We start from the raw sequence: 16,127 nt of genomic DNA, 5'->3' as shown, positions 1-16,127 counted from the left end.
ACACCATGTATCACCAGTTTGAGGAAAAGCACATGGACCTCGTCGAGTGGCTCGTCACCCTCGAAGAGCTCGGAGTGAACGTCGCCGAAGCATTCCCTGCCGTCCTCGCCGCCAACGAACGCATCGACACCCTCGAAGCGATCCGCCAGCAGCACACCAGCACCGAACCCGACCTCGCCAGCTTCGCCCGACGCATCGGCCTCACCGCTGAACTCGACAACCCCGACACCGTCCTCGCCGACGTCGCCCAGGTCGCGTACAACCAGGATGAGGAGCACCGGCAGCGAGTGGGGGAACTCCTCGAGCGCGCAGCCGACACGGCCAAGGGCGAGGCAATCAGGCGGTTCCGACGCAGCGACATCCTCGCCGCCATCACCCCCACCTTCGACACCATCGCCTCACGCATCGTCGCCAGCACAGCCACCATCACCACCAGCGTGTTCAACCTCGACGACGCCGCACGCCTCGGATACGCCGACACCTACCTGCAACTCGAACGCGACCTCACCACCTGGAAGCAGATCGCCGATCTCATCGGGGTATGGAAGACACAAGGGATCCTCCCCGACCAGGGCGGCTACACAGTCGGCTACATGGTCAACGACCCCGACGCCTACCGGGAAGCCGCAGCAGGTACCGCCCGCCCCTCACGGCAAGCCGCCGGTATCACCGCCGGGGTACCCCACCTCCACCTACCCGACCCCACCCCCTTCGAGCCACTCAACGACAGGCTCACCGAACGTGCAGCACGTGACGCCAACCACGACGACCACACAGCACGAGCAGACCTCGGACTCACCACAACACGGTAGAGACCGACACAAGACATCGCGTCAAAGTCACTCCCGATCACACGAGCGCGGAGAACCAAGGAGCAGCACGCCATGATGGCCTCCTGCGCGATGACAGCGCCGGCCGAGTTCCAACACAAGGACTCGGCCGGCGTCCCACCTCGACCATCTCCGTGACCCCACGAACACGGTCAGAGGACCCGCCACCACCCCCTCCCCCCGGGCTGCAAGAGCGCGGTGAGCTGCTGTAATGCAGGCTTCCTACGGGTCTGGGGATTTTGCCTATACCGCCATTTCTGGACCCCTTTACTAGCTTCAAAGAATCTCAGAGCCGTCACCAACGGGCACTACTGATCGCACTATGCAGAGGCCACCTTCGGGTGGCCTCTCGCGTTTAAGTGCACTCGCTGAGAGGAAGCAACATGGCTACATTCATTGGCTGCGCGAGCGGCCAGACCGTCAGGGGTGTCTCTGATGGCTACTGAAATCGCAGATGCGTATATCGCGCTGTACACGAGGATGCCGGGCGTCAGCCGGGACATCGGTCGTTCGCTTGGCGCGTCGGATGTCCAGGGTGCCGTGGACGCTGCAGGGCAGCGGTCCGGGAACTCGTTCGCCGCGGGTCTGGGGAAGATCGTCAAGAGCGGAGCTGTGGCCGTTGGAGTCGCTGCTGCCGCTGGTCTCGGCGTCGCTCTGGCGAAGGGTTTCGGTCGCCTCGAAGCCATCGACACCGCTGAGAAGAAGCTCACGGGTCTGGGACAGACCACGGAGAACATCTCTCAGATCATGTCGAATGCGTCGTCCGCGGTGAAGGGTACCGCGTTTGGTCTCGGTGACGCTGCGACTGCTGCTGCGTCTCTGGTGGCGGCGAACATCAAGCCTGGTGAGCAGCTGCAGGGTGTCCTGAAGTCCGTGGCGAACAGTGCTTCGGCTGCTGGTGTGGGTATCGGCGACATGGGTTCCATCTACGCGAAGGTTGCGTCGCTGGGTAAGGCTCAGAACGACGTCCTGCAGCAGGTCGCCGACCGGGGTATCCCGATCTACCAGGCGCTCGCGGACAACCTTGGTGTGACGACTGAGGAAGTCTTCAACATGGCTTCGGCCGGGAAGATCGGTTTCGCTGAGTTCGAAGCGGCCATGACGTCCGCATCGGGCACAGTCGCCGAGGAAATGGGCAAGACCATCCCCGGCGCCACGATGAACTTCTTCGCCGCGCTCGGTCGGGTGGGCGAAGGCCTCCTCGCCGGCGTGTACCCGATGATTGCCCCGCTGATCACAGCAGCAACCGGGGCGCTGAAGCCGATCGAGGATCTCGCCGTGAAGGTGGGTGAGAAGATCACCGGGTTCCTCGGGCCGGCGCTGCAGTGGATCACTGACCGGTTCAATGCAGGGTTCGACCTGACACCGTTCATCGACCTGATGACGGCTCTATCCCCGTTGGGAGTGGCACTGAAGGCTCTCGAGCCGTCACTGAAGGTCATCGGTGGGGCGTTCAGCGACATCGGGGCGGTGCTCGGTGGCGTGCTGATGACCGTGATCAAGACACTTGTGCCGCTGGTCATTCAGCTCGCTGAGGTGTTTGTCGGCGTCCTGGCAGCGGTCCTGCCGCAGATCGTGCCGGTGTTCGAGCAGCTCGCCACGGTCTTCGGGACGATCCTGGCCGCGGTGGAGCCGCTCATCGCGCAACTCATCACCGCGCTTCTGCCGGCGTTCAACTTGATCGGCCCGCTGATCGGCATGCTGGTCCCGATCTTCTCCACCCTCATCTCGGCCCTGATGCCGATCGTGGAGATGATCTTCCCGCTGCTCTCCACCTTGGTCGCGGCACTCGCCCCAGTGTTCATGCAGTTGGTCGGGGCAATCACGCCCCTGCTGACACCGATTCTGGCGCTCCTCACCCCGCTGCTGGATCTGATCGGGGTCATCCTTCCACCGCTGATCCAGCTGCTGTCGTTCCTGATCAACGCGGGAGTCATGGGGCTGCAGATCGCCCTCGGCTTCCTGATCCCGATGATCACCTCCGTGGTCAGCGCGATCTCAGGAATCCTGGTCCCGGTCATCCAGATGATCTCCGACACCCTCGGCGGTCTGATCACGTTCATCACTGGTGTCTTCACTGGCAACTGGGAGCAGGCATGGGACGGGATCGTCCAGATCTTCGCTGGCATCTGGAACGGCATGGTCGGCATCGTCAAGGGCGTCATCAACGGCGTCATCGACCTCATCAACGGTGTGATCGCAGGAATCAACAACGTCGCACAGGGCATCAAGGACGCTTCCGGCGGAACCATCGACCTGACGGTCAGTGAGCTTCCGAAGCTCGCGAAGGGGGGCATCATCGCCGCCCGTCCTGGCGGCATGGCAGCGATCCTCGGTGAAGGCCGCTACGACGAAGCCGTGGTGCCCCTCAGCCCCCAGAACCTCGAGCAGATCCGAGGCGGCGGAAGCGGCGGGATCACGCAGAACAACACATTCGAGCAGCGCCAGGAGGATCCACAAATCCTGTTCCGGCAGGCCGGCCGTCTGCTCGAAGAAGCGATGGGATAGGACCAAAGATGAAACGACGATCAAGGAGAGAGAACATGTCACGACACCTGGACCCCGAGTTCTGGTCGGAGGTCATGCGTGAGTCACGAGTAGCCGTGACACAGATCGCCCGACAAGCAACGGAAACCGGCACCTTCGACGCCAGCGTCGTCGGCAAGAGCGTCAACGAAGCGATGGACCGCTACGACACAACCGAGGAGAAAGCCGCGGCCATGAACCTCTGGGCACAGTCGGCGATCGGCATGCTGTCGACGACGCTCAACTCGCTCGCGCAGCAGCGCGGGTACAAGAGCTTCGACGAGTTGCAGACGATGGTCACGCTTGAGGAGCTGCTGAACGACGAGTAGGACAAGCCCCGCCAGGGACCACTTCGGTGACCTCTGGCGGGGCTTTTCGTCGTTCTACCGCTCCTGGATCGGCAAGTCGTCGCCGCGGTTCTCGTCAGAGAGCGCTAGAGCGATCTCCTGCACCCCGAAGGCGAGGTGATGCAGTGCTTGCGCAAGTTCCCGGATGGCTGGGTCGCTGTGACCCTTGAGTCGAACGGCAGTCGCTGTGGCGGTTTGGCTTTTCTGGATGCCGGCATGAATTAGCTCGAGTCTGCTCTGCGTCATGCGCCAAGTATGGCGACGGATCCGCCGCCTGTCGCCATCTGATGCTCTTCGGGAACCGCAACCTAGTACGCTCCACGGCATGACCCTTCGATCTGAAATAGAAGAGATATTCAACCAAGCGCAAGCTCAAATCGCTGCAGCTAGCACCCCGCACGGTCTGCCTCGTGAGACTGGTCTGGACATCCGATTTGTCACTATCAACGCCAACAACCAGGCATTCGCGGAGGCTCTCATGAAGATTGCTGATCGACTGGACACCATGGAGAGTGATTCGGTGGCTTAGCTCTTCGATCGCCATCCGCACATGCCGCACAGAGCATCGATTCCAGTCACTTCACCCCGCACTTACCCCGCACATACGTTGCAAGCTGGTGCGAGAATCTGGATGTCTAAATCGCAGAATCTCGCTGCGGATGAAGACGACGAGATCCCGCAGAAACCCCTGATAGGTGCCGACGGTTACTCGTGAGGTCACGGGATCGACGCCCGTCGGAGCCACGGAACCCCCACCTAGCTTCTACATGGTGGGGGTTCTTTTTTTGCCCGGATGCCCGTGAACACCCACGCCACCTTCTGAGTTGCCACTCCTGGCCCACGGCGGACAGACTCGCACTGTGGAATCGAAACCGTCGCGCTGGGTGACCGCCTCCGTACTCGCAGTCATGCTCGGCACGTCGCTCGTCGCCTGCTCGGACACGCGGTACGGACTGCCACGTGGTGAGGCCGTCGGCACCTGGCGCAGTGGGGACACCCGGCTCGAGCTGGCCGACGACGGAACCTTCGAGGCCACCGCCTGGCCCTCGGATGTCCAATGCAGTCGTGGCGACGACCCCCGCGCGGACGACCCGATCGACTTCTCCGGGACCTGGATGGTGGACAACGAGGGGACCCACCGAGACCTCGTCCTGCATCCCGGCGACGGCGCATGCGAGACGTCCCGGATCACCTCCGACGTACGGAGCGACGACGGTCTCGCGCGCCTGTGCGTCCACGCCCGCGGATCCTTGTCCGGCCCGGCCGAGAACTTCTTCACCCTCTACCAGGGTGATCCTCCGGAGACCGAGGATCCGGATCGCTGCCTGAACTACTAGCCCGCCCGATCCGAGCGACCGCGCGGGCAGACGAGTCTCGCCCGCCCGATCCCTGAACCTCCTCCGCTCCCTGAGCCTGTCGAAGGGCACTCGGAGAAGCATCCAAGACCAGCGACACCCTTCCGGTCCCTGAGCCTGTCGAAGGGTACTCGTAGGCACTTCGACAAGCTCAGTGACCGGAAGAGGTGCACCCGCACTCACTCCGGTCTCCGCGCAACCTTCCCCGGTCCCTGAGCTTGTCGAAGGGCACACGGGAGAACCCCACAAAACCGGTATGCCTCCTCCGCTCCCTGAGCCTGTCGAAGGGCACCCGAGGAGACTTCCACAACCGGGACAAGTCGTCATCTGGAATGTCAGTGGTCCATGGTGGACTTGTTCCATGACCGAGACCATCACCACCGCGATCCGCGCGAGCGATGAGCACGCCGCGCGCCTCGCGGAGTTCTCGGATCGCTACGCGGACATCCAGCGTCGGCGTGCTGCTCTGGATGCCGAGGAGGCCCGGCTACTCGCCCGTTCTGCGGCCTATGCGGACGCGCTCGCGGACTCGGTCGTTCCGGCCGTGTTCCCGCCGGCCGAGCGCCTGGCGCTCTCCCGCCGATCCACCTGCGCGGCCCTTGCAATGGCGACCCGAACGCCCGAGCGGACGGTCCAGCGCGCGACGAACACGGTGCCGGCACTGAGCATGGCCGGCGTCTCCGACGTGCCCGGCATGCTCGACGGGTACGGACCCATCGACCCCCAGACCGCAGCCCGTATCGCGGTGAACGCACCCGGCTTCACCCGGATCATCGTCCAACCGGAAACCGGCGCGGTCCTCTCCGTCGGGCGGAACCAGTACCGCGTTCCGGCCGACCTCCAACGTGCAGTCCGCCTACGGGACGGCACTTGTCGGGCACCGGGCTGCGGGCGACGAGCCAGAGCCTGCGACCTCGATCATTCGGTCGCGTGGGAGGACGGCGGGACCACGGATGTCGGGAACCTTGCCTGTCTCTGCCGACATCACCACCGGATGAAGCACCTCCCCGGCTGGAACCTCGACCACCAGCCCGGCGGGGTCCTCGAGTGGACGACACCCGACGGGAAACACCATCGGACGGAACCGGACCCCGCACCGTTCTGACCTCCGCCGGTCCCTGAGCCTGTCGAAGGGGTCCCCGTGGGCACTTCGACAAGCTCAGTGAGCGGGAAAGGTGTGCCCGGAACGATGAGGCATCCTCGTGGGCACTTCGACAAGCTCAGTGACCGGGATGGGTGTGCCCGCGTAGCTTCGGCCGTGAGCCTGTCGAAGGGTTCCTCGTGGGCACTTCGACAAGCTCAGTGAGCGGAAGAGGTGTGCCCGGAACGATGAGGCATCCTCGTGGGCACTTCGACAAGCTCAGTGACCGGGAGAGGTGTACCCGGAACGATGAAGAGTCCTCGTGGGCACTTCGACAAGCTCAGTGAGCGGAAGAGGTGCGCCCGGAACGACGAGGCATCCTCGTGGGCACTTCGACAAGCTCAGTGAGCGGAAGAGGTGCGCCCGGAACGACGAGGCATCCTCGTGGGCACTTCGACAAGCTCAGTGACCGGGGAGAACAAGCTCGGTGACCGGGAGGAGTGTCCCCGGAACGCTCCGGTCCCTGAGCCTGTCGACGGGCAGTCGGGGTGCGCTCGCTCGGTGCGCGGCAGGACGTCCGCCGGCTCACATCGTGCACCTCCGTCCGCAAGCCCGAGACATCCGGGGCCGATCGGGACAGACTGGTGGCATGAGTTCCGCAGACGACCGCACCACCGACGGCCCCGACGACGCCCACCGAGTCCCCGCAGGGGTCGACGACGCCACCGTGGAAGCGGTCGGCAAGGTGACCGAGGCGCTCGAAGTCGTCGAGCAGGCGCGCGGCATGCTCTACGGCTTCCATCGCCTGACCGGCAAAGCGGACCTCGCGCTCGGCGAAGCCGCGGACGCCCTCCGCGAAGCAGGACACGACGCCCTCGCCGACCGGATCGACACCGAGCTGGTCGGACGCAACGTCATCGACGGACGCTGGACGTTCCAGATCGTCGAGGACTACGACGGCAACTACTGGGAGCCGTTCCGCACGCTCGAGGCGGAGGTCCGGAACGAACTGGCGGGCGGCCGACGCCACCTCGCGGAAGCCGCCATGAAGGAGGACCGCCGCACGCACGGCGCGCCCCACCACGAAGCCACACCACCGACGGTCTGAACCCGCACGGCATCAGTGCCGCGTGCCGTTAGGCTCGATCCGATGACCGATGCACCCGTTTCCCGGACGAAGTTCTCCCGCCAACGGGTGATCGTCGGAGCCGCCGAGTTCGCCGACACCTACGGCGCCGACGCCCTCACGCTCGCCGCTTTGGCCCGCGAGCTCGACACCTCGGCACCGGCCCTCCTCAAGCACGTCCGCAGCACCGAGGACCTCCGCGCCGCCGTCGCCCAGCTCGCCCTCGCCCAACTGGCCAGCGGACTCGACATCGCGACGAACGGCCTGAGCGGGCCCCCCGCACTCACCGCGCTGGCCGACGGGTACCGCCGCTTCGCCCTCGCCTATCCCGGTCGGTACGCCCTCGCGTTCTCGATCGAGGACGTCCGCACCGACACCGGCGAGCCGGCCGACCGCGAGCTCGTGATGCTCGTCGAACGAGCACTCGCGGGGCGCGGTCTCGACAGTGTGGCGATGACGGACGCCGGACGCATCGTGCGGGCAGCCCTCCACGGCTTCGTATCCCTCGAGCTCGTCGGCGGCTTCAGCCGCGGCGCCGACCCCGCCACCAGCTACGCTGCCCTCGTGGACCTGCTCGACCATGCGGCCGCGCTCGGCTCACGCCACCTCCAGGAGACGCCATGACCATCACGCCCACCACCCCCACCGTCCTCTTCGTCTGCGTGCACAACGCCGGCCGCTCCCAGATCGCAGCCGGCTTCCTCGGTGCCCTCGCCGGCGACCGGGTCGAGGTGCTGTCGGCCGGGAGCGAACCGAAGGACCGGATCAACACCGTGGCGGTGGAGGCGATGGCCGAACACGGCATCGACATCACCGCAGCCGTGCCCCGCATCCTCACGACCGACGCCGTCCGGGCGTCCGACGCGGTCATCACGATGGGCTGCGGCGACGCCTGCCCGATCTTCCCCGGCAAGCGCTACGAGGACTGGCAACTCGAGGACCCGGCCGGGCAAGGCATCGAGGCCGTCCGCCGCATCCGCGACGACATCGAGGAGCGGATCGCCGCGCTCTTCGTCGAACTCGTGCCCGCCGAGGCGTCCGAGTTCCCGGCCACCATCGGCTCGGTCGCCCACGAAGCCCTCGGCGCGCACGGATTCACCCGCTTCGAGCAGCTCACGCGGGTCTCCCCCGCCGCCCTGCTCCGCATCCACGGCGTCGGCCCGAAGGCCGTCAACGTCCTGACCGAAGAACTCACAGCCCGTTCACTCGCCTTCGCCTCCTGAGAGCGATGGTGGTCGGCCAGCGCCCGGCGTCGGCACGCAACCCCATTGCCCAGCGCGACACCCGTCGTATCGTGGTCGTATGAGCAAGCACGCAGCGAACGACGACAACCTCCCCGAGGACCACGAGACCACCGAGGACTCCATCGAGCAGGAGGTCGACGGCGAAGACACGTTCCTCCCCGTCGCCGAGCCGACCACCGGTCCCGCTCCCGCCCCGTAACCCGACGCGCCTCCGGGGCCGCGGATCAGGGGCCGACGAGTGCCTGGAGGTCGCGCAGGGAGCCGTCGAAGACGTTCACATCGATGAACTCCTCCTTGCCGACGTACCCGAGCATCCGTTCCCGGCTCGTGTACTGCCAGAGGTCCCACGCCCGCCCGTCCGACAAGACCGGCGGCGTGATGACCGAGCGGATCCACATCGGGTTCCGCTCGTACGCGCCCGTGAGGAACGCGTCGTAGTACCGCATGGTGGCGTAGACGATCGGCGGCCGACCGTAATGCTCCTCGAGTGCCGCGAGGAGCGGATCGAGTACGGCGGCGACCCGCTCCGCACTCGGTGGCGTCCGACAATAGTCGGCGTAGCACTCGAGATCGATGGTGATCGGGAGAGCACCCGCGGTGACCGGGACGGTGTCGAAGATGTTCTGGGCCTGCGTCTCGGCCGGGCTGTCGAAGCTCAGGAAGTGGTACGCCCCGATCAGCAAGCCGGTCTCGTCGGCCGCGCGCTGTGCACCCGCCCAGTTCGCGGCGAACCGTTCGTCCCGATCGCCGGATCCCTCGGTCGCCTTCATGATCGCGAAGTCGATGGGCTGAGCCGCGAGGACGTCCCAATCGATCTCGCCCTGGTACGAGGAGACGTCGACACCGCGCACCGCGTACGAGGCGGCCAGGATGGCGTTCGTTCGGGCGCACGAGCCCCATGGCGACGAGCGCCGCGCAGATCCCGCCGATCGCGAGCGTGCCGGCCGCCCCGACGACGAGCGGCCACCAGCGTCTCCAGAATCGGTTCATCGACTCACTCTGTCACGTCTCGGACGTGTCCCGGTGCAGGACGCCTCAGCGCGGGTAGAGGACGGCTGCCCGCGGGTCGACCAGGAAGTCGACGACGTCGCCCGTCGACCAGCCCGCGGCCGCGAGCTGCTGCACGGCGACGTCGGCGGTGATGACCGCCGAGCGGACCCGGACGACGTCGCCCCGCGGCTCGAGGTCGGTGATCGTCGCGCGGAGGGCGCCTGACGCACTCGGGCCGCCAGACCCGTCAGCCTCCCGGACCTCGACGCGGGACGGTCGGAACGCGCAGGCCACGGCGACCCCGACCGGGATCGGGTCTGCCTCCGCGGAGGAGTCGACCTCGACCTCCGCTCCGTCCGGCAGACGGAGCCCGCGTGCCGTGCGAACGCCCGTCAGCAGTTCGAGTCCCGCGAGGTCCGCGGTGAACGCCGTCCGCGGCCGCTCGAGCACCTCCGCCGTCGGCCCCTGCTCGACGATGCGCCCGGCGTCCAGGACGATCACCCGGTCCGCGAGCGTGTAAGCGTCGAGCACCTCGTGCGTCACGAGCACGGTCGTCCGCCCACGCAACTGCTCGCGGAGCATACGGCGCAGGTGCGGCGCGACCGTCGCATCGAGCGCGGCCATCGGTTCGTCGAGGAGGAGCAGGGCCGGGTCCGGGGCCAGCGCACGGGCGAGCGCCACCCGCTGCGCCTGGCCGCCGGACAACTCGGCGGGACGGCGCCCCTCGAGCTCGGACGCCTCGACCTCCGCGAGTCGTCGTCGGGCGACGTCCCGAGCCTCGCCGCGCGACGCACCGGCGACCAGCGGGCCATAGGCGACGTTGTCGAGCACGGAGCGGTGCGGGAAGAGCAGCGCCTCCTGCGCCAGGAGCGAGATCCCCCGCCGGTGCGGCGGCAGCCAGTGGTCCCGACCCGATCCACCGACCGCGAACAGCTCGCGACCGGCGAGCGTCGCGTGACCGGTGTCCGGACGCAGGAGCCCGGAGAGGACCGCGATCAGCGTCGACTTGCCGGCGCCGTTGGGGCCGAGCACGGCGACGGTCTCCCCCGCGGCGAGGTCGACGGCGAGCTCCCAGTCGCGTTCACGCAACGTCGCTCGGAACTCCAGGGCCGCCCCGGTCATCGCACCGCTCCGGCGACGGTCCGTCCACGGCGGAGCGACCCCTGCGCCCCAGCGACGCCCACGACGAGCACGGCTACGACGACGAGGACGAGCGACAGCGCGACCGCGGCGTCGGGATCGGTCTCGCGCTGCAGGTAGATCTCGAGCGGCAGCGTCCGCGTGACCCCCTGCAGGCTGCCCGCGAACGTGAGAGTAGCCCCGAACTCACCGAGGGCCCGCGCGAACGAGAGGATCGCGCCCGACACGACGGCGGGTGCGAGGAGCGGCAGCGTGACGGTGCGGAAGACCGTGGTGGGACGCGCGCCGAGCGTCGCGGCGACGGCCTCGTACCGCGAGCCGGTCGTGCGGATCGCCCCCTCCAGGCTCAACACGAGGAACGGCAGGGCGACGAAGGTCTGGGCGAGGACGACGGCGGTCGTGGAGAACGCGATGTCGATCCCGGCGTCCGCGAGTGCCGGCCCGAGCAGGCCGAGCCGGCCGAAGGTGTAGAGCAGGGCGATCCCGCCGACGACGGGCGGGAGCACGAGCGGGAGCAGGACGAGCGACCGCAGCAGGCGCTGCCCCGGGAACCGGGTGCGCGCGAGGACGAGGGCGAGGGGCACGCCGAACACGACGCAGAGAGCCGTCGCGAGTGACGACGTCCGCAGACTCAGCCCGAGCGCCGCGACCGACGACTCGGAGGTGACGAGTGCACCGAAGTCCGCCCAGTCCACCCGCAGGACGATGGCGACGAGCGGCAGCAGGACGAAGGCTGCGCCGACCATGGCGACGACGACGATCCAGCGGGGCACCCCCGAGCCGAGTTCCCTCACGGGGTCACGGTGCGCCGAAGCCGGCGTCGGCGAGCACCCGCTGTCCCTCGGCGCTCACGACGTAGGCCGCGAAGGCCGCCGCGACGGTGGGGTTCGCGCTCCCTGCGAGCGGCGCGATCGGGTAGGTGTTGACGGCCTTCGACGACTCCGGGAAGGTGATGCCCCGCACGGCGTCGCCGGCCGCGATGACGTCGGTCACGTAGACGAGCCCCGCATCGGCCTCGCCCGAGGTCACCTTGCCGAGGACGTCGGTGACGGAGGACTCCTCGCTGACCGGGCTCAGCGCGACACCCGTGGCGTCCTCGACGGCGACGGTGGCCGCCCCGCAGGGGACCTCCGGCGCGCACACGACCGTCTTGACGCCCGGACGGGCGAGATCGGCGAACGTCTTCACGCCGGCGGGGTTCGACGGGGGCACGGCGATCTGCAGGACGTTGGTCGCGAAATCGACCGGGTCGCCCTCGACGAGGTCGGCATCGGTCAGCTTCGCCATGTTCTTCTCGTCCGCCGAGGCGAACACGTCGCCGGGAGCACCGTTCGTGAGCTGCGTGACGAGGTCGGAGGAGCCGGCGAAGGTCAGCTCGACGGTCGTACCGGGGTGCGCCTCCTTGAAGTCCTCCGCGAGCGCGGTGAAGGTCGTCTTGAGCGACGCCGCCGCGTACACCGTGATGGAGCCGCTGAGCTCGTCCGCCGCGGCCGAGACGGTGGGTGTCGACGTCGCGGCGGGGGCGGCGCAGGCGGACGCCGCGAGCAGGACCCCGGTGCCGAGGGCCAGTGCACTGAGCAGTCGGAAGGATCGACGGGGTGCGGTGCGGTTCATGAGCTCGCCTTCGGGGTTTCGATGAGGACCGTCGTGGCTTTCACGACGGCGATTGCTGTCGAGCCGAGTTCGAGACCGAGTTCGCGGACCGCCTCACTGCTCAGGAGCGACACCACGCGATGCGGCCCGCACTGCAGTTCCACCTGCGCCATGACCGTGTCCATCGTGATGTCGGTGACGATGCCGACGAAGCGGTTGCGTGCCGAGCGTCCGATCTCCGAGGGGTCGACGGGGAGGACGGCGTTCTCTCGGGCCAGCCGAGCGAGCGACAGGCCGTCGACGACCGCTCGGCCCGCCTCGTCCTTCGCGCTGACGAGTGCGCCCTGGTCGATCCAACGACGGACGGTGTCGTCACTGACCCCGAGGAACAGGGCGGCGTCTCGGATACGGATCTGCGGCATGGAGACAGGCTAGTGCACGCATTCGCGTTGACACGACCTAGCTGTAACCGCATTCGCGCTTCGGGTCGTCGGCGGCGGGCCGGCGCTTCGACCCTCCACGACGCCCCCTGCTCCGAACCATCCGTATGAGATCACGCCTGCTCGCCGCCGTCACCCTGCTCGCCCTCGCCACCGGCCTCTCCGCCTGCGCATCGCCCGATTCAGGAACCGGCGGCGCCACGGGCGACGGACCGCTCGTCGCGTTCTACGGCGACTCGTACACCCTCGGCACCGGAGCGAGCGACCCGGCCAATCGCTGGTCCACCGTCGTCAGCGAGGAACGCGGCTGGCGGGAGTTCAACCCCAGCGTCAACGGCCTCGGGTTCGTGAACCACCGCGACCGATTCGGCGACGGCAGCGGCGACCTGCCCTCCCTCATCATCGCCGAGCAGCCCGACATCGTCTTCGTCACGATGGGCCTCAACGACGCGTTCAGTTTCGACGATGCCGCCGACCGGATCCACGAGCAGATCACGACGGACCTGCATCGCCTCCGCGACGCCCTCCCGGAGGCCCGCTTCATCGTCGTCGAACCGTTCTGGTACACCGATGAGCGACCGCAGTCGATCGAGACGATCATCGGCTGGGTGGCCGACGCCGCGCAGGAGATCGACGCCGACACCGTCCCCGGGGCGTCGCACTGGATCGAGGGGCACCCGGAGTGGATGGCCGCGGACGGCCTCCACCCGAACGACGAGGGGTACGCGGAGATGGCTCGGCGGATGGACGTCGAGCTCGAGCGCCTCGGACTCTGACGCCCCGGTGTCCGTCGCCGCTCAGCCCAGGCGGATGCCCCGGTCAGCCATGAACGGGACGGCATCGACGCGCGAGCCGCCGATCCTGACCTCAAAGTGCACGTGGCATCCGGTCGAGGCACCCGTCGTCCCGACGAGCGAGATGTTCTGACCGGCGGACACCCACTGCCCCTCGCCGACGAGGATGCTGCTGTTGTGCGCGTACCCGGTCATGACGCCGCCACCGTGGTCGACGAGGACCCAGTTGCCGTAGGTGCCGAGCCAGCCGGCGTAGACCACGGTGCCGGCGTTCGCGGCGTAGACCGCTCGCCCGCAACCCGCTCCGATGTCGGTGCCCGAGTGGAACGGGTTGACGCCGGGCACGGGGCGACCGGGTCGCGGTCCGTAGTTGTCGGTGATCCGGCCGGAGATCGGCAGGGCCCACCCCTGGCTCCCGACGGCACCCGAGGCACCGCCGCCTCCGCCGCCGCCGCCTCCGCCGCCGCCGCCACCGCCGGCGTTCGCAGCGGCCTCGGCAGCCGCCCGTGCGGCCTCAGCGGCAGCCGCCGCGGCTGCAGCAGCGGCGGCGGCAGCCGCCTTCACTTCCTCACCCTTGCGGTAGTCGGCCTCGGTGGCTGCGCGGTTCTCCTTGAGGACCACGAGCTGGGCCTCGAGCGTCGCGAGGTACTCCTGCTGCTCGGACACGGCGGTCTCGGCGTCGGCACGGGCTGCGACCGCATCTCCGAGCGCGGTCTCGGCTGCCGCGGCGAGCTCGCCGAGGGCGGCCTCGGCGATGGTCGCCTGCTCGGTGAGCAGCGACGCCGTGTTCGCATCGGTCCTCGCCCGGTCGTAGGTGCCGTCCGTGGACTCGCTGAGCTTCGTGATCGTGCTCAAGCGCCCGAGGAGCGACTCCGGCTCCTGGCCGTCGAGGAATGCGGCGGTGCTGAGGTCGACGTTCCCCGACCGCAACCACGCGGCGACGAGCGCGCCGGCCTGACGTTTGGAGGCCTGCGCCGCGGTCGTCGCGGCGACGGCCTGCTCGCGGAGCGAGACGGCACGGTAGCTCGCCTCGTCGACGGCCAGCTGAGCGGCCTCGTACTCGCCGGCACGGAGGACGGCCTCAGCTTCGGCGAGCGCCGCAGCGGTCTTCAGCTGCTGGACGAGCCCTTCGATCTGACCGATGGTCGACTGCTTCGAGGACTCGCTCGAGCGGGCCGCCTCGACGTCCTCCCAGCTGGGGTATTCCGCAGCGGCGGCCGGCTGTGCGAGACCCATCGAGAGGACGATGACTCCGGCGAGGGCCGCGGCGATGGAGGCGCGACGGCGCGCGGGACGGAGGCGTGGCATGGTGCCATCGTGGCAGTGGTCAGCCCCGTTCGGGGGGAGGCTCGCCCGCCTGGGAACGAACCGGCTCCGCCCGGTGGGCGAGCACGAGGTCGAGCACCCGGTCGGCGATGCTGCGCTTCGAGCCGGTCGCCTCACCGACCACCTCGCCGGCGCCGTCGATCACGACGACCTCGTTGTCGGCCGTGCCGAAACCGTTCATCCACCCCACGCGATTGAGCACGAGGAGGTCAGCGCCCTTGCGTGCCGCCTTGGCCCGGCCGAAGGCCAACAACTCCTCGCGGTCGGCGGCGGTCTCTGCAGCGAACCCGACGACCATCCGTCCCGGCACCGGGGCAGCGGCGAGTCCGGCGAGCACGTCGGGGTTGCGGACGAGTCGCAGGGTGAGCTCCTCACCGGTGTCGTCCTTCTTGATCTTCCGTTCGGCGATCTCGGCGGCGCGGTAGTCGGCCACGGCTGCCGCCATGACCACGAGTGTCGCGTCGGCCGCCACGTCCTCCATGGCGACCGCGAGTTCCGCAGCGGTGCCGACCGGGACGATCCGCAGACCGTCGACCGCAGCCGCTTCGGCCGCGACGTCGGCGTCCAGGTGCGCCGCGACGAGCACCACCTCGGCACCGCGCTCGGCGGCGGCCTGCGCGATGGCGAGCCCCTGCCGACCGCTCGACCGGTTCCCGAGGAACCGCACCGGGTCGAGCGGCTCACGGGTGCCGCCGGCCGAGACGACGATGCGCTCGGCCCGCAGGTCGGCCGGGTCCGCGTCCGTTCCGCCGGTGCGTCCGGCGAGCAGTGCCAAGCCCGCGGCCACGATGTCGTCGGGCTCGCTCATGCGTCCCGGCCCCGTGTCGCCGCCCGTCAGCGCACCGTGCGCCGGCCCGATGACGGCCACCCCGCGCGATCGCAGGAGGGCGACGTTCGCCGTCGTCGCCGGGTGCTGCCACATCTCGGTGTGCATCGCCGGTGCCAGCAGGACCGGTGCCCGGCTGGCCAGGATGGTGGTGCCGAGGAGGTCGTCGGAGAGGCCCGCAGCGAGTTTCGCGAGGGTGTTGGCCGTCGTCGGCGCCACGACGATGAGCTCGGCACGCTGCCCGAGGGCGACGTGCCGGACTTCGGCGACGCCGTCGTACAGCGAAGTCGTGACGGGGTTCCGGCTGATCGCCTCGAGGGTCGGCAGGCCGACGAACCGCAGTGCGTTCTCGGTCGGCACGACGTGGACGTCGAATCCCGCGAGGACGAACCCGCGGACGACGCCGACCGCCTTGTAGGCGGCGATCCCGCCCGTGATCCCGACGACGACCGTGCGCCCTGCCGCCTCCCGCGATGCGTCCTGCACGCCCATGCCGCCTCCTCGCTTCC

Annotated in this window: 18 protein-coding genes and 1 pseudogene; 11 read left to right on the top strand and 8 right to left on the bottom strand. The window is 68.5% G+C overall.

Going from position 1 to position 16,127, the window contains the following annotated elements; translation table 11 throughout:
• Window positions 1-32: 32 nt before the first annotated feature.
• The 3 genes from ITJ66_RS05890 to ITJ66_RS05880 all read left to right on the top strand — a co-directional run bounded on the left by ITJ66_RS05890 (window position 33) and on the right by ITJ66_RS05880 (window position 3,685).
• Window positions 33-812 (top strand): hypothetical protein, encoded by a 780-nt coding sequence (locus tag ITJ66_RS05890; protein WP_194643962.1) that lies wholly within the window; start codon window positions 33-35, stop codon window positions 810-812.
• A 453-nt stretch (window positions 813-1,265) separates the two neighbouring features.
• Window positions 1,266-3,338: a tape measure protein gene (locus ITJ66_RS05885; RefSeq protein ID WP_194643960.1), complete on the top strand. Its 2,073-nt coding sequence runs from the start codon at window positions 1,266-1,268 to the stop codon at window positions 3,336-3,338.
• Window positions 3,339-3,373: 35 nt separating this feature from the next.
• Complete coding sequence (locus ITJ66_RS05880; RefSeq protein ID WP_194643958.1) at window positions 3,374-3,685, top strand: hypothetical protein; 312 nt, start codon at window positions 3,374-3,376, stop codon at window positions 3,683-3,685.
• Window positions 3,686-3,739: 54 nt separating this feature from the next.
• On the opposite strand, the gene ITJ66_RS05875 is transcribed toward ITJ66_RS05880, so the two are convergent.
• Window positions 3,740-3,949 (bottom strand): hypothetical protein, encoded by a 210-nt coding sequence (locus ITJ66_RS05875; protein ID WP_194643956.1) that lies wholly within the window; start codon window positions 3,947-3,949, stop codon window positions 3,740-3,742.
• A gap of 79 nt (window positions 3,950-4,028) precedes the next feature.
• Between ITJ66_RS05875 and ITJ66_RS05870 the strand changes: the two genes are divergently transcribed.
• From ITJ66_RS05870 to ITJ66_RS05840, 7 genes and pseudogenes are all read left to right on the top strand, one after another.
• Complete coding sequence (locus ITJ66_RS05870) at window positions 4,029-4,232, top strand: hypothetical protein (protein ID WP_194643954.1); 204 nt, start codon at window positions 4,029-4,031, stop codon at window positions 4,230-4,232.
• A 331-nt stretch (window positions 4,233-4,563) separates the two neighbouring features.
• Window positions 4,564-5,040, top strand: coding sequence for a hypothetical protein (locus ITJ66_RS05865; RefSeq protein WP_194643952.1), 477 nt, complete (start codon window positions 4,564-4,566; stop codon window positions 5,038-5,040).
• A 379-nt stretch (window positions 5,041-5,419) separates the two neighbouring features.
• On the top strand, window positions 5,420-6,163 hold the full coding sequence (locus ITJ66_RS05860) for an HNH endonuclease signature motif containing protein (protein WP_228501510.1): 744 nt from the start codon (window positions 5,420-5,422) through the stop codon (window positions 6,161-6,163).
• 625 nt (window positions 6,164-6,788) lie between these two features.
• Window positions 6,789-7,247 (top strand): hypothetical protein, encoded by a 459-nt coding sequence (locus ITJ66_RS05855; RefSeq protein ID WP_064294389.1) that lies wholly within the window; start codon window positions 6,789-6,791, stop codon window positions 7,245-7,247.
• A gap of 42 nt (window positions 7,248-7,289) precedes the next feature.
• Window positions 7,290-7,889: a TetR-like C-terminal domain-containing protein gene (locus ITJ66_RS05850; RefSeq protein ID WP_194643948.1), complete on the top strand. Its 600-nt coding sequence runs from the start codon at window positions 7,290-7,292 to the stop codon at window positions 7,887-7,889.
• Window positions 7,886-8,293: pseudogene (locus ITJ66_RS05845) on the top strand (arsenate reductase ArsC); the annotation flags it as partial. The gene ITJ66_RS05850 and the pseudogene ITJ66_RS05845, both read left to right, overlap by 4 nt.
• 274 nt (window positions 8,294-8,567) lie before the next feature.
• Window positions 8,568-8,708, top strand: coding sequence for a hypothetical protein (locus tag ITJ66_RS05840; RefSeq protein WP_153303386.1), 141 nt, complete (start codon window positions 8,568-8,570; stop codon window positions 8,706-8,708).
• A 25-nt stretch (window positions 8,709-8,733) separates the two neighbouring features.
• Here ITJ66_RS05840 and ITJ66_RS05835 read toward each other — a convergent pair whose 3' ends face one another.
• The 5 genes from ITJ66_RS05835 to ITJ66_RS05815 all read right to left on the bottom strand — a co-directional run bounded on the left by ITJ66_RS05835 (window position 8,734) and on the right by ITJ66_RS05815 (window position 12,654).
• Window positions 8,734-9,360, bottom strand: coding sequence for a GH25 family lysozyme (locus ITJ66_RS05835; protein ID WP_370582576.1), 627 nt, complete (start codon window positions 9,358-9,360; stop codon window positions 8,734-8,736).
• A 184-nt stretch (window positions 9,361-9,544) separates the two neighbouring features.
• On the bottom strand, window positions 9,545-10,621 hold the full coding sequence (locus ITJ66_RS05830) for a sulfate/molybdate ABC transporter ATP-binding protein (RefSeq protein WP_194643944.1): 1,077 nt from the start codon (window positions 10,619-10,621) through the stop codon (window positions 9,545-9,547).
• Complete coding sequence (locus ITJ66_RS05825) at window positions 10,618-11,385, bottom strand: ABC transporter permease (RefSeq protein ID WP_137243125.1); 768 nt, start codon at window positions 11,383-11,385, stop codon at window positions 10,618-10,620. Before ITJ66_RS05825 ends, ITJ66_RS05830 begins: the two co-directional genes overlap by 4 nt.
• Window positions 11,386-11,437: 52 nt before the next feature.
• Entirely contained in the window at window positions 11,438-12,253 is an 816-nt protein-coding gene (gene modA, locus ITJ66_RS05820; protein ID WP_194643942.1) for a molybdate ABC transporter substrate-binding protein, read from the bottom strand.
• Window positions 12,250-12,654: a molybdopterin-binding protein gene (locus tag ITJ66_RS05815; protein ID WP_137242253.1), complete on the bottom strand. Its 405-nt coding sequence runs from the start codon at window positions 12,652-12,654 to the stop codon at window positions 12,250-12,252. Before ITJ66_RS05815 ends, modA begins: the two co-directional genes overlap by 4 nt.
• Window positions 12,655-12,779: 125 nt before the next feature.
• On the opposite strand from ITJ66_RS05815, the gene ITJ66_RS05810 reads away from it, so the two are divergent.
• Complete coding sequence (locus ITJ66_RS05810) at window positions 12,780-13,448, top strand: SGNH/GDSL hydrolase family protein (protein ID WP_137242254.1); 669 nt, start codon at window positions 12,780-12,782, stop codon at window positions 13,446-13,448.
• A gap of 21 nt (window positions 13,449-13,469) precedes the next feature.
• On the opposite strand, the gene ITJ66_RS05805 is transcribed toward ITJ66_RS05810, so the two are convergent.
• Together ITJ66_RS05805 and coaBC are read right to left on the bottom strand one after the other, a co-directional pair.
• Window positions 13,470-14,774, bottom strand: coding sequence for a M23 family metallopeptidase (locus ITJ66_RS05805; RefSeq protein WP_194643940.1), 1,305 nt, complete (start codon window positions 14,772-14,774; stop codon window positions 13,470-13,472).
• A 19-nt stretch (window positions 14,775-14,793) separates the two neighbouring features.
• Entirely contained in the window at window positions 14,794-16,110 is a 1,317-nt protein-coding gene (gene coaBC / locus ITJ66_RS05800; RefSeq protein WP_194643938.1) for a bifunctional phosphopantothenoylcysteine decarboxylase/phosphopantothenate--cysteine ligase CoaBC, read from the bottom strand.
• Window positions 16,111-16,127 lie beyond the last annotated feature (17 nt).

Source organism: Plantibacter sp. VKM Ac-2885 (assembly GCF_015351205.1).
Classification (GTDB): domain Bacteria; phylum Actinomycetota; class Actinomycetes; order Actinomycetales; family Microbacteriaceae; genus Plantibacter; species Plantibacter auratus.
This window is presented reverse-complemented; position numbering and strand designations above follow the sequence as displayed.